Below are 12,734 nucleotides of genomic sequence, written 5' to 3' on the forward strand. Positions count from 1 at the left end.
AGCCGCCGGCGTGGCCCTGGCGCATGCCGCGCCCGCGGCCGCGCAGGCCAGCGCAGTTGCCGCCAGCCCAGCCGGTACCGGCACGGTAGGCAGCGGCGTCGGCGCCGGCAGCCATGTCGGCGTTGGCGCCGCGTCGGGACTGGCGCAGGCCGGCCTCGGCCTGTTCGCCGTCATCGCGCTGATCCTGCTGCTGGCCTGGCTGGCGCGCCGCGCCGGCCTGGTGCGCCATGGCCAGGGCGGCCAGATGAAAGTGATAGGCAGCACCATGCTCGGGGCGCGCCAGCGCCTGGTCATGGTGGAGGTCGGCGATACCTGCCTGGTGCTGGGTGTCAGCGCCGGCGAGATTCGCACGCTCCACACTTTGCCCGCGCAAGCCGCGCACAAGCCGGACCAGAATCCCGGCGGCGCGGCAAGCCAGGGTCCGGCCGGCAGCTTTGGACAAAAGCTGCTGCGCGCCATGCAAGACAACCTGAAGTCATGAATTTCCTGCCTGACGCCCCCCGGCGCTCCCTGCACTACCACCTCCAGTCCTTCCGCGAATACCTCAGCCAGCCCACCCGGCTCGCGCTCGCGGTCCTGCTGGCCTGCGCGTGCCTCGCGCTGGTGCTGTTGCCGGCCATGGCGCATGCGCAAGCGCTGCCGGGGCTGACCAGCAAGGCCGGTCCGGGCGGCAGCCAGACCTGGTCGCTGTCGGTGCAGACGCTGGTGCTGCTGACCTCGCTGTCCTTCCTGCCGGCGGCCATGCTGATGATGACGGGTTTCACGCGCATCATCATCGTGCTGGGGCTGCTGCGCAATGCGCTGGGCACGGCCAGCTCGCCGCCCAACCAGGTGCTGGTGGGACTGTCGCTGTTCCTGACCTTCTTCGTCATGTCGCCGGTGTTCGACCGCATCTACACCGACGCCTACAAGCCGCTGTCCGAAAACAAGCTCAGCCTGGAAGACGCCGCCGCCAAGGCCGCCGCGCCGCTCAAGGCGTTCATGCTCAAGCAGACCCGCGAGAAGGACCTGGCGCTGTTCGCCCAGATGGCCAAGGCGCCCGAGATGCAAGGCCCGGAAGACGTGCAGATGCGGATCCTGGTGCCCGCCTTTGTCACCAGCGAACTCAAGACCGCGTTCCAGATCGGCTTTACTGTCTTTATCCCCTTCCTGATCATCGACCTGGTGGTAGCCAGCGTGCTGATGGCGATGGGCATGATGATGGTGCCGCCGGCCACCATCGCGCTGCCATTCAAGCTGATGCTGTTCGTGCTGGTGGACGGGTGGCAACTGCTGCTTGGCTCGCTGGCGCAGAGCTTCCTGAACTGATCACGGGGCGCCTGCCCCACCCTAGGCCTTCGCCATGACTCCGGAAACCGTAATGACCATCGCCACCCAGGCGATGAAGATGACCCTGATGCTGTCGGCGCCGCTGCTGCTGGTGGCGCTCGTGGCCGGCCTGGTGGTGAGCCTGTTCCAGGCCGCCACGCAGATCAATGAAATGACGCTGTCCTTTATCCCGAAGCTGCTGGCGCTGTTCGCCACCATGGTGCTGGCCGGCCCGTGGATGATCAACACCTTCGTCGACTACATGCGCGAAGTGTTCCAGGGCATTCCCGCCCTGGTGCACTAAGCCCGGCGCCGCGACTGAGCGCGCTTTAGCCAGGCCCGCCGCCGTGCTCTCCGTCACCTCCGCCCAGCTCTACGCCTGGATCGCCGCCTTCCTCTGGCCCATGTTCCGGATGCTGGCGCTGATCGGCACCGCGCCGCTGTTCGGGGAATCGACCATCCCGAGGCGGGCCAAGGTTGCGCTGGCGGCGCTGATGGCGGTGATCATCTCTCCCACCATCGACAAGCTGCCGCTGGTGCCGGTGTACTCGCTCGAAGGCCTGCTGATCATTCTCAACGAGGTCGGCATCGGGCTCGCGGTGGGATTCAGCATGCGGCTGGTGTTCGCCGCCGTGCAGTTCGCGGGCGAAACCATCGGCCTGCAGATGGGCCTGTCGTTTGCCTCCTTCTATGACCGCTCCTCCGGCGGACAGACCATGGTGCTGTCGCGTTTTCTCAACGTGGTGGCTACCCTGATGTTCCTGGCGATGGACGGCCACCTGATGCTGCTGGCCACCGTCGCCGACAGCTTCGCCGCGCTGCCGATCGCCGCCCAGCCGCTCACCGGCGCGGGCTGGGCCGCCGTGGCGGGCGCCGGCGCCACGGTGTTCTCGTCCGGGCTGCTGCTGGCGCTGCCGCTGATCGCCGCGCTCCTCACCCTCAACCTCGCCATGGGCATCCTGAACCGCGCCTCGCCGCAGTTGTCGATCTTCGCGGTCGGGTTCCCGGTCACGCTGGGCGGCGGCATCTTGATGATGATGCTGATCATGCCGCAGATGAGCACCTACATGGGGCGGCTGATCGAGGGTGGGTTGAGTACGGTGGGAATGGTGCTGGGGCAGTTCGGGCGCTGAGGACCACGCCCTCAGGACACCACCACCCGCGTACACCCGGCCAGGGTTTCAAACCCGATCTCCACCGGCAGGAACTTGCCAATCACTTCTGCATTGCTGCGCAGGTGACCGGTCACCTCGTCCACCGTAAAGCTCCCGCCACCCGCCAGCGCCATCGGCAACAGCAGCTGATCGGCCAGGTGCGGGCCCACCGCGCCCTTGCCGGCCAGGTAGGCGCGTGCCTGGCGGCAGGCGGCGCCAGCCACGCTCTCCGCCGTACGGCCCTTTTCGCCGAATTCGCAGAACACCTCGGTAACGTGCTGGTGCGGCAGCGTCAGCAGCACCGCATTGCCCGGCCCTTCCTCGTGACGCAGGCCGCCCACGTGCAACTGGCTCGCCTCCCATCCCATCAGTTCGCCCACCAGGTCAAGCTCGCGCCGCGCCACGTGAAGCGGCACGCCGGCGATCAGCGCACGCGCGTCGGCCACGCCGGGCGTGCCGCGCTCTTCCAGCGCCAGCGCGCGCCATGCCGCGCCGCAGCGTCCGCTCACTGTCAGTTGGCCCCCGCCCGCGGGATAGAAGCCGTGGCGGCGCAGCGTGAGGTCGGCCGCGGCGCCCATGCGCGCCATCAGCGGCAGCCACGCATCGCGCAGGAAGGTCGCCGAGGGTGCCATGGGGTTGTGGGTGCCGCCCGACAGGGTCAGGGTGAAGCTCTCGTCGCCAGCCGCGCTCCACAGCGCGGGCAGCAGCGTCTGCAGCACCAGCGTGCAACTGCCGGCGGAGCCGATGGCAAAGTCGTAGTTGCCGGCGCGCACCGGCCCCGGCGCGAAAGTCAGCGCGGTCGATCCGATCGCCGCGCCTTCGGTGCGCGCGCCGCTGATCGCCTGCGCCGCGACCACGGCGGTTAGGTGCTGGCGCATCAGCCCCGGCTTGCTGCGCCGGGCGCGCACATTGGCGATATGCACCGGCGTGCCGGTCACCATGGCCAGCGACAGCGCGGTGCGCAGGATCTGCCCGCCGCCCTCGCCGTAGGAGCCGTCGATTTCCATCATTGCGTTTACTCGTCTTCGTCTGTTCTTGTTGTTATGCCGGCGCGGCCGGGGACGTTTCCCGTCCCGGACCGCGCCGGTGGCTTCGGCATCGCTCAGCCCTTCACGCACACCACCTGCTTGAGCGTGTGGACGATTTCGACCAGATCGGACTGCGCCGCCATCACGGCATCGATATCCTTGTACGCCATCGGGATCTCGTCGATCACCTCGGCGTCCTTGCGGCACTCCACGCCTTCCGTGGCGCGCCGCTGGTCGTCTACCGTAAAGTGGCGCTTGGCTTCGGTCCGGCTCATGGTGCGGCCCGCGCCGTGGCTGCAGGAGCAGAACGACTCTTCATTGCCCTTGCCGCGCACGATGTAGGAGCGCGCGCCCATCGAGCCCGGGATGATGCCGAGTTCGCCGGCCTTGGCGCTCACCGCGCCCTTGCGTGTCACCAGCACGTCCTCGCCGAAGTGGCGCTCCTTCTGCACGTAGTTGTGGTGACAGTTCACCGCTTCCATCTCCGCCGCGAAGGGCTTGCCGATCACGGCGCGGGCGGCGTCCAGCACATTGGCCATCATCAGTTCGCGGTTGCGCCGCGCATACTGCTGCGCCCACTCCACCGCGAACACGTAGTCCTCATAGTGCTGGCTGCCTTCCACCAGGTAGGCCAGGTCGCGGTCCGGCAGGTTGATGAAGTGGCGGCGCATATCCGCCTGCGCCAGCTCGATGAAGGTATTGCCGATGGCATTACCCACCCCGCGCGACCCCGAGTGCAGCATGAACCAGACCGACTGGCTCTCGTCCAGGCAGACTTCGATAAAGTGGTTGCCGGTACCCAGCGTACCCAGGTGGTTGCGGTTATTGGTGCGCGTCAGCTTGGGGTACTTCTGTGTGATCCGCTCGAAGCCGCCGGCCAGCGCGGCCCAGCTGGCATCCACCGTATCCGGCACGTCGCCCCAGGCGCCCTTGTCGCGCCCGCTGCGGTTGTTCGAGCGCCCGTGCGGCACGGCTTTTTCGATGGCGCTGCGCAGCGGGCCCAGGTTATCGGGCAGGTCGCCGGCGCACAGCGTGGTCTTGACCGCAATCATGCCGCAACCGATATCCACGCCCACCGCCGCCGGGATGATGGCGCCCTGCGTCGGGATCACCGAACCGATGGTCGAGCCCTTGCCCAGGTGCACGTCTGGCATCACGGCCAGGTGCTTGAAGATGAACGGCATCTGGGCGGTGTTGGCGAGTTGCGCGCGGGCGCCCTCGTCGACCGGCACGCCGTGGGTCCACATCTTGACCGGACGGCCCTTGCCGGTACGGAATACGTCGTAATTCTCCTTGGAGGTCATCTCTGCTTCTCTCTTTGCCTTGCGGCGGGACTACGCTGGCAGTGGCCAGCAAGATACCAAAATAAGTGGGCGACTAGTGGTTGTGGAACCGGCGCTCTGTCGTTGAGCTACGCTGCCCCGGCCAATCCGGTTCAGCGGCGGGACTCGCACCCGCAACCTCCTCATTACCAATGATGTAGTTCCACAGGCATTCGCCCGTCAACCTGAAAGAATGCGGCTCCGCCACGACGAGGATCGGCCGGATTGACGCTGCCGTCCTGCGCAGCGGCCGGAATCGAACCGGCAATCACCAGATGTAATCCTGGCCAGCATTCGTGGCAAGTCCGCATACCGCAGGCGCCGCGCGGGGCGCTTGGGGTATGCAGGCTCCGGGGCGGCAACCGGCGACAAGGGTCAGGACAGACAAGCCTTGGATGTAGTCTGCCCGGCATTCGCCGGCCACCGCCGAACTTCACAACCTCACAACTTCACAAGCTTTCAACTTCACAGGTTGAGCGCCGAGATCTCGCCCACCCAGTGCCCGGCATGCAACTGCCCGGCGGCGAAGGCGGCAACGATCTGGAACACCGAGTCGGAGAAGCCCCCGATGTTCAGGATGTCGTCGCGCTCCGGCGCCTGGCTGCCGGCGTAGGGCTGCATATCCAGGCACACCAGCCGTGCCTTGGGATTGCGCTGCCTGAAACGCTCCCACTCCCGCAGCGTGGCTGTCGGGCCATGGCGGACATCCATCCACGACTGGTTGTCCGACACCAGCATCACCAGGTTGGCGCTGACGCGGCGGTGATTCAGCCAGGCCAGCGGCGCGCTGCAGTTGGTGCCGCCGGCGCCGATCTCCGCCATCTTCTGCGCGTTGGTCATTACCGTGTCGCGCGGGTTCAGCGTCAGCTTCACCACCTCCTCCTTGAACGGCAGCACCACCGTATCCGGCTGCTTGCGCAGGAAAGTGGCGGCAACCAGCGCCGCGGCATCCACGCAGCGCACCGCGCTGCTGGCGCTGCCGCGATAACCGGTCACCGGCGAGTGCATGGATCCCGATACGTCCGGGCAAACCACCATGCGGCCCTCCACCTGCGGCACATTGGCCAGCGCAAGCTCCAGCGCATCCTGCAAGGCCTCGCGCACCACTGCCGGCAGTTCCCCGCCCGCCGCCTGGTACGCGGCCAGCAACTGGTACGGGAACACCCGGGCCCGCGCAATGGCGACCGGATCGCGCAGTTTTGCCGCAATCTCCTGCGCCATGCCCGGCAGGGCGAACACGCCGTGGCGGGCAAAGGTGTTCAGGTTCATCCGCACCATCTGCCAGCCGCCCTGCCGCGCCACCTCGGCCCAGGCCTGTGCATCCAGGTCCAGCGAGGCCAGCATCTGGAACGGCACCTCCGGCACCGGCGCCCGGCTGCCTTCGGCGCGTGCCTGCCGGTAGGCCTCGAAAGCCTGCGTGGCCGGCGGCAGCGCAGCCGGGTCATACGGCTTGCCGATCGACCGGGCGAAGAAGGCTGCGCGCCAGGCTTCGGCGGGCTTCGGGTGCACCATCTTCACCACATCGGCCAGCGAGGGCCGCGTGCCAATCGCCGCGGACAACAGCGCGCGCTCGCTGGCGGTGTTGAGCCACTGCTGCACCAGCTTCTTCGGCCGCGTGCCCAGTGATTTGCGGCCCACCGCACCGCTGCGCAGGATCTGCACGACATTGCGCAGCATCTTGCCGCTGTCGATCACGCGACCGAACACGGCCGGCAGGTACTGCGGGCCGCGCAGCGTCAATGCCGCGACCAGCAGGGCCGGCACGTCCTTCATATAACCACGCTCGCGGCAGTACACGGCGGTCTTGGCGATAAAGGCCGGGTCGACGTCTTCGCACAGCGCCAGCACGGCGTCGAGCTGGGCTTCGGCGCTGGCGTAGAAGGTGCCGTTCAGGCAGCCGGTTGCCGCGTACTGCGCCAGGCGATGCTCGCGTCCCAACGCATAGGCGGTACCGCCGGCCTCGTTGGCCGCGTCCGCCGGCGGCAGAAAGCGGCCACGCAGGCTCTGGAACAGATTGGTATTTGCCATTCGCATTCTCCCTGGAGACTAGTGTCTTGCCGGTGCGGGCGGTGACGTCTTGCGCCTGGTTTGGCTGCCGTTGGCTTTCGGCCCGCACCGTATTCGATGGTCTCTATTCAGCAATCGGTGTGCCAGGGCGCAGCCGGCCTGGGCACAAAGCCGGCAAGCCATTGATATGAATAGATTTTTCTTCGACGGATGGGAAATGAATGCTGGATTTTGGCTTGTTCAAGTACCTCCATTTCTATATATTTATCTAGTCATATATAAATCAATAGAACATGAAAAAAGTCGTCATCGGCTTCATCGGCACGCAACTCGACCGCGGCAAGGGCTCCGCGCGCTGGGAGAAATGGCGGCCCACGGTCGCGCTTTGCCAGCACGAAGACCTGCTGGTAGACCGCTTCGAGCTTCTCTATACGGCCCGCCACCGGATGCTGGCCGAACAGGTCGCGGCCGATATCGCCAAGGTTTCGCCGGAGACCGAGGTCAGGCTGAACCTGCTGGCGCTGGAGGATCCCTGGGATTTCAGCGAGGTCTATGCCTCGCTGCATGAGTTCGCGCGCGGCTACCGCTTCGATACGGAGCGCGAGGATTACTGGGTGCATATCACCACCGGCACGCACGTGGCGCAGATCTGCCTGTTCCTGCTGACCGAGGCGCGCTACCTGCCGGCCTGCCTGCTGCAAACCTCGCCGCCCTTGCGGCAGGCCAGCGGCCAGCCGGGCAGCTATGCCGCCATCGACCTCGACCTGTCCCGCTACGACCAGCTCGCCGCGCGCTTCTCGCGCGAGCAGCAGGACGCGGTATCGCTGCTCAAGTCCGGCATCGCCACCCGCAATCCCGCCTTCAACCGCATGATCAACGAGATCGAGCGCGTGGTGCTGCGCTCGCGCGCGCCGGTGCTGCTGACCGGCCCCACCGGCGCCGGCAAGTCCTTCCTGGCGCGGCGGGTGTTTGAGCTGAAGAAGGGCCGGCATCAACTGAGCGGCGGCTTTGTGGAGGTGAACTGCGCCACCATCCGTGGCGACGGCGCCATGTCCGCCTTGTTCGGCCACGTCAAGGGCGCCTTTACCGGCGCGCAGGGCGAGCGCACGGGCTGGCTGCGATCGGCCCACCAGGGCCTGCTTTTCCTGGACGAGATCGGCGAGCTGGGGCTGGACGAGCAGGCCATGCTGCTCAAGGCAATCGAGGAGAAACGGTTCTTTCCCGTGGGCGGCGACAAGGAGGTGCAGAGCGATTTCCAGCTGATCGCCGGCACCAACCGGGACTTGCGCGTGGAAGTGCGCGCGGGACGTTTCCGCGAGGACTTGTTCGCCCGCATCAACTTGTGGACTTATCGCTTGCCGGGGCTGGCCGAGCGCCCGGAGGACGTGGAGCCCAACCTGGATTACGAGCTCGCGCGCCAGGCGCGCGAGCTCGGCAGCCAGGTGCGCTTCAACAAGGAGGCGCGCCTGGCGTGGCTGGATTTCGCGGTGTCCCCGCAGGCCTGCTGGCGCGGCAACTTCCGCGACCTCGCGGCTTCGGTGACGCGCATGATGACGCTGGCCGACAGCGGCCGCATCGATGCGCGCGCCGTGGACGCGGAGATAACGCGCCTGAGCGAATCCTGGCAGGACGGCCGCGACGAACAAGAGAACGGCAAAGTGCCCGGCCAGCCCCTGGCACAAGCGCTGCTAGACCCCGCCGTGCTGGCCGCCACGGACCCTTTCGACCTGGTCCAGCTCGACTATGTGCTGGGCGTGTGCCAGCGCAGCCGTAGCCAGGCCGAGGCCGGGCGTCAACTGTTCGCGGTTTCGCGGCTGGGCAAGAGCAGCAGCAACGACAGCGACCGGCTGGCCAAGTACCTCGGCAAGTTCGGCCTGACGTTCGCCGCCGCCAGCCGGGCCTGAGGGGCGGCTCCCGTCCACTCCGTGAGGCAACGAAGCACGAAGCCCGCTCAGGCCATGCCGGCCTGGCCGATCGTTTCGGCCACGATCCGCGCGGCCGTTGCCAGCACGTCGTTCCGATATGCCGCGTCCTTGTCGCCTTGCGTGAAATAGATCGCCATCACGACAGGCGGCTTTCCGGGCGGCCACGCCACGGCAATATCATTGGCCGCGCCGTAGTCGCCGGAGCCGGTCTTGTCCGCAACCTGCCAATCCGCCGGCACGCCGGCGCGGATGCGCGTCGCGCCGGTCGTGTTGCCGCGCATCCATGCCACCAGCCTGCCGCGTTCCGCCGCGCCCAGCGCATCGCCCAGCGCAAGCCGTTGCAGGCTCCGCGACATCGCCGCGGGTGTCGACGTGTCGCGCGGATCGCCCGGTATCGCCGTGTTGAGTTCGGTCTCCCAGCGGTCGAGCCGGAACGCGTCGTCGCCGATCGAGCGGGCAAACGCCGTCACGGCGGCGGGACCGCCAAGTATCTTCATCAGCAGGTTGGCAGCCGTGTTGTCGCTGTACTGGAGAGCGGCTGCGCAGAGCTCCGAAACCGTCATGCCATCGCCTGTGTGCTTTCCGGTGACCGGTGAATACGCAACGAGTTCGTCTTTCGTGTAGGCGATGCGCCGTTGCAGCAGGCCGCTTTCAGCCGCGCTGCGCTGCAGGATGGCGGATGCCGCGAGCACCTTGAATGTGCTGCAGAGCGCAAAGCGTTCGCTGGCGCGGTGGCTGATCCGCGCGCCGCTGGCCGTATTCAGCGCCGCGACCCCGAGCCGCCCGCCCGCTGCGGACTCGAGAGCGGCGAGGCGGTCTTGCGCCGCGGCGCTCCCCCCGGCTCTGCCTGCCCACGAGGTACAGGCGCTGGTGAAAGGAACCGAAGCAGCGGCAAGCAGCAGCGTGCGGCGAACGGGTGAGTGTCTCATCTGTCTTTTCCTGTGATGTTGCAACGGATGCCATTTGCCATTCCGGCTGACATGGCATCCGTCGGATGCGGCGGCCTTAGCGGGAGGCCAGTAGTCCCGGCAGCTCCTGCATGAACGCGTCCCGCGTGCGCAAGCCGGCGCTGACCGGCTCCTTCTTTTCATCCTGGGTCAGGCGGGCAAACACCACGCTGCGGCCCGCTTTCGTCGCCCAGCCGACAAACCATCCATAGCCGTGGATCCAGTCCTCGGACCCATTGGCCAGGATCGGGGCGCCGGTGCCTGTCTTGCCGTGCACGGCCCATCCGTCCGGCAGCACGCCAATCGCCATGATCCGGCTCGTCATGTCGTAGGCATGCGCGGAGACGGGCAATTTGCGATTGACCACCTTCGCCAGGAAGGCGACCTGCTCCAGCGGCGAGATCTTCAGCGACGAGCTGAGCCATGCGTGCGTCAGCCCATTGTGCTTCCCGGGGTCCCCCGAGACATCGCCGTTTCCATATTGAAACTCGCCCACATAGCGCCGGAAGCGCGCTTCGCCAATCTGTTGCGTCAACTGCTGCGAGTACCACACGACCGAAGTCTTCATCCAGCGTTCGGGATCCGTGGTGACGCGCTTGGCGGGATTGCTCTCGCGATACTCCGCACGAAACGGCATGGCCGGCGCATGCTCGTCCACCAGCAGCCCCGAGTCGAAGCCCATCAGGCTCAGAGGCACCTTGAACGTCGATGCGGCGGTCACGCGCTGGCCGCAGGTGCCCTCCTGTTTCAGGATCTTGCCGCTGGCGGCATCCGCCATTACCGTGCAGAGCACTTCCGCACGGGCCGTTGAGACCGAGAGCGCCGCGCATAGCGCGGCCAGGATTGCGGTTTGCTTCAAGTTATTCTCCATTGTTCTTACTAGCGATCGGAGCCACCCCGCGCAGCCGTCGCTGCGAAGAAGTGGCGGTCCCTGCGCCCTGCCGGTGACGTGCCGGGGCACGAACATCGGCCAGGGCGCACGGGATTGCTGGCCAGGCCCGGCGGACGAAGCGGAGCATAAGAGTCCGGCGGCACGCCGCCAAGAGCATTTGCTGTAACCTGTGTAACCTGCGCGTTCCGGCGGTGCCCGCCGAAGGCGCCCACGGCCCTCCAATCGATCCCCTGACGCATGCCCCAGCCCTCCCTCACCATCGAGTTGTCCACGCCCTTTCGCGTCAATGGCGAGCCCGCGCGCTACCAGAGCCTGTGGCTGCTCGCCGCGGTCTGCCTGGCCGCGCGCAACGGCGCCACCGGCGTGCCAGCGGTGCAGTTGCGAACGCGCTTTCCCGACGCTGCCAATATCCGCATGCTGGTCTCCCGCGCCTTTGCCGATTTCGCGCGCTGGGACATCCCGGTGGGCTGGGGGCTGGATCGCAGCCAGGGCGCCGCCGGGCTCAACCCGGCGCACCGCAGCCGCGGGCCGTTCTGGATCACGCCGGCAGCCAGCAAGCGCCTGCGTTTCACCGTGGACGGCCGCCGCGCCGGCGATGCGGCGCTGGCGCGCTTCGTGGGACCGGCCACGGGCGCCGCGCGGCGCGCCGGCAAGGGGGGCGATGGAAATCCCGGCAGCCCCGGTAATCCTGCCGTCGACTACGTGATGCGCGATATCAGCTACTGGAGCCACCTCACGCAAGCCATGCGCGGCATGCAGGACGGTGTGGGCGTTGCGGGAGGTAGCGCCAGCAACGGCGTGGCCAACGCCCTGCGCGCGGCACAGCGCTGCGCCACCGACGATTTCCAGCACGCCTTCGCCCTGCTCAAGGAGAGCCTGGCGTGGCGGCGTGGCGACGACCTCGCGCGCAGCCGTGCGGCGCTGCAGCGCTTTGACCGCATCGTCGGCACCGGCACCGTGGATACCGCCCTGCCGACCTTCGCCGCCATGGCCCGCGTGGTGCGCGCCTGGGAGCGCTATGCCGGCAACCAGATGGAAGCGGCGCAGGCCGAGCTGGAGAGCCTTGCCGCCGACCCCGCGCTGCAGCCGGTGGTGCGCTACAACCCGCGCGTGCGCTTTGAAACCCTGAACCTGGGCGCGCTGATCCACAAGACCGTGGCGATCCGCGACATGGCCACGCAGCCGGAGGCAGCCCGGCAGGCCGCCGAAGCCGCCGTGGCAGGCTTCTCCGGCGCACTGCAGGCCGCGTACGAAGCGGACTCGGTAGATGCCGCGCAGCACGTGGCCGCCAATCTCGGCCTGTGCCTGTGGCTGTTCTGGAACCATGCCCTGATCGACCCGGCGCGCCGGTGGCCCGCCGGCCAGGTGCAGCGCCAGTCGGTGCGCTGGCTGGGCTTGTCGGAGTGGATCTGCGACCGCTTCGGCGCAGGCGGCGGCTCGGCGTGGAACATCATCTTCCTGCTGCGTATCGCACGCGGCAACTGCGCGCAGGACGGCGGCGGCACGCTCAAGGCGTTCCGCGCGCAGCGGCCGCTGCTGCTCGACGAAGCGGTGGACGCGCTGCGCCCCTTCCATGCGCCGTTTGCCCGCGCCAAGGGCTTTATCAGCTGGTCGTCGCTGGCCGCCTTCGCGCTGGACGAGCACGATGCCGGGCACGTGCATTACGGCGCCCTGCAACTCGCCAACCTGCTGCTTGAAGCCAGCTGGTTCCACACCTTCGAGCACGGCGACACCCCCGCCGCGTTTGCCACCGTGGAGCGCCTGGCCGGCCTGCTCGGCAAGCTGCGCCCGGCGGAGCGCCGCTTCTTCCATGCCGCCATCACCGCGCTGCCGCGCGAACTGCAGCTGGCCGCGGCTGAAGCCATGCGCGCCGCCCGCCGCGGGGGGCCGGGGCCGCTGCGCTGACACATAACGTTCATCGCGCCGAAACATCCCTTCCGTATATTTCCGCCTCGCTAACAAAGCGGACAGGGAGATACAACAATGGGCAACCCCAAAGAGAACCGGCGCGCCGGAGCCGCCACACGTGTCGGCATCGGCGCCATCCTGGCGGTGCTGGCCACGGCAGCGGTACTGCACGGCTGCGGCAGCGACAGCACCGACGCGGCAGCCGCGCCAGTGGCTCCCGCCCCCCCCCCCCCCCCCCCCCCC

11 protein-coding genes are annotated in these 12,734 nt (G+C 67.7%); 6 read left to right on the top strand and 5 right to left on the bottom strand.

Features of this window, described 5'->3' with window-relative positions; genetic code table 11:
* Window positions 1-10 precede the first annotated feature (10 nt).
* From fliO to fliR, 4 genes are all read left to right on the top strand, one after another.
* Window positions 11-481 (top strand): flagellar biosynthetic protein FliO, encoded by a 471-nt coding sequence (fliO, locus tag CF70_RS23765; RefSeq protein WP_063830495.1) that lies wholly within the window; start codon window positions 11-13, stop codon window positions 479-481.
* 137 nt (window positions 482-618) lie between these two features.
* Window positions 619-1,308 (top strand): flagellar type III secretion system pore protein FliP, encoded by a 690-nt coding sequence (gene fliP / locus CF70_RS23770; RefSeq protein ID WP_200876802.1) that lies wholly within the window; start codon window positions 619-621, stop codon window positions 1,306-1,308.
* 34 nt (window positions 1,309-1,342) lie between these two features.
* On the top strand, window positions 1,343-1,612 hold the full coding sequence (gene fliQ / locus CF70_RS23775; protein WP_035870540.1) for a flagellar biosynthesis protein FliQ: 270 nt from the start codon (window positions 1,343-1,345) through the stop codon (window positions 1,610-1,612).
* A 43-nt stretch (window positions 1,613-1,655) separates the two neighbouring features.
* Window positions 1,656-2,441 (top strand): flagellar biosynthetic protein FliR, encoded by a 786-nt coding sequence (gene fliR / locus CF70_RS23780; RefSeq protein ID WP_035870541.1) that lies wholly within the window; start codon window positions 1,656-1,658, stop codon window positions 2,439-2,441.
* An 11-nt stretch (window positions 2,442-2,452) separates the two neighbouring features.
* Here the strand turns inward: fliR and rtcA are convergent, their stop codons facing one another.
* The 3 genes from rtcA to CF70_RS23795 form a co-directional block, all read right to left on the bottom strand.
* The gene (gene rtcA, locus CF70_RS23785; protein ID WP_035870543.1) at window positions 2,453-3,472 is read right to left on the bottom strand and encodes an RNA 3'-terminal phosphate cyclase; all 1,020 of its coding nucleotides are present in this window, start codon (window positions 3,470-3,472) and stop codon (window positions 2,453-2,455) included.
* Window positions 3,473-3,564: 92 nt separating this feature from the next.
* Complete coding sequence (locus tag CF70_RS23790) at window positions 3,565-4,794, bottom strand: RtcB family protein (protein ID WP_035870544.1); 1,230 nt, start codon at window positions 4,792-4,794, stop codon at window positions 3,565-3,567.
* Between the two features lie 483 nt (window positions 4,795-5,277).
* Window positions 5,278-6,840: a TROVE domain-containing protein gene (locus tag CF70_RS23795; protein ID WP_035870547.1), complete on the bottom strand. Its 1,563-nt coding sequence runs from the start codon at window positions 6,838-6,840 to the stop codon at window positions 5,278-5,280.
* Window positions 6,841-7,112: 272 nt separating this feature from the next.
* Between CF70_RS23795 and rtcR the strand changes: the two genes are divergently transcribed.
* Window positions 7,113-8,723 carry an RNA repair transcriptional activator RtcR gene (rtcR, locus tag CF70_RS23800; protein ID WP_035870549.1) on the top strand — a complete coding sequence of 537 codons (1,611 nt, stop codon included), beginning with the start codon at window positions 7,113-7,115 and terminating at the stop codon, window positions 8,721-8,723.
* Between the two features lie 47 nt (window positions 8,724-8,770).
* On the opposite strand, the gene bla is transcribed toward rtcR, so the two are convergent.
* Together bla and blaOXA are read right to left on the bottom strand one after the other, a co-directional pair.
* Complete coding sequence (gene bla, locus CF70_RS23805; RefSeq protein WP_035870551.1) at window positions 8,771-9,673, bottom strand: class A beta-lactamase; 903 nt, start codon at window positions 9,671-9,673, stop codon at window positions 8,771-8,773.
* 76 nt (window positions 9,674-9,749) lie between these two features.
* Window positions 9,750-10,562, bottom strand: coding sequence for a class D beta-lactamase (blaOXA, locus tag CF70_RS23810; protein ID WP_152561895.1), 813 nt, complete (start codon window positions 10,560-10,562; stop codon window positions 9,750-9,752).
* A gap of 258 nt (window positions 10,563-10,820) precedes the next feature.
* Here blaOXA and CF70_RS23815 point away from each other — a divergent pair, with 258 nt between their 5' ends.
* Window positions 10,821-12,488, top strand: coding sequence for a hypothetical protein (locus tag CF70_RS23815; RefSeq protein WP_035870553.1), 1,668 nt, complete (start codon window positions 10,821-10,823; stop codon window positions 12,486-12,488).
* Window positions 12,489-12,734 lie beyond the last annotated feature (246 nt).

This window comes from Cupriavidus sp. SK-3 (genome assembly GCF_000611145.1).
GTDB lineage: Bacteria > Pseudomonadota > Gammaproteobacteria > Burkholderiales > Burkholderiaceae > Cupriavidus.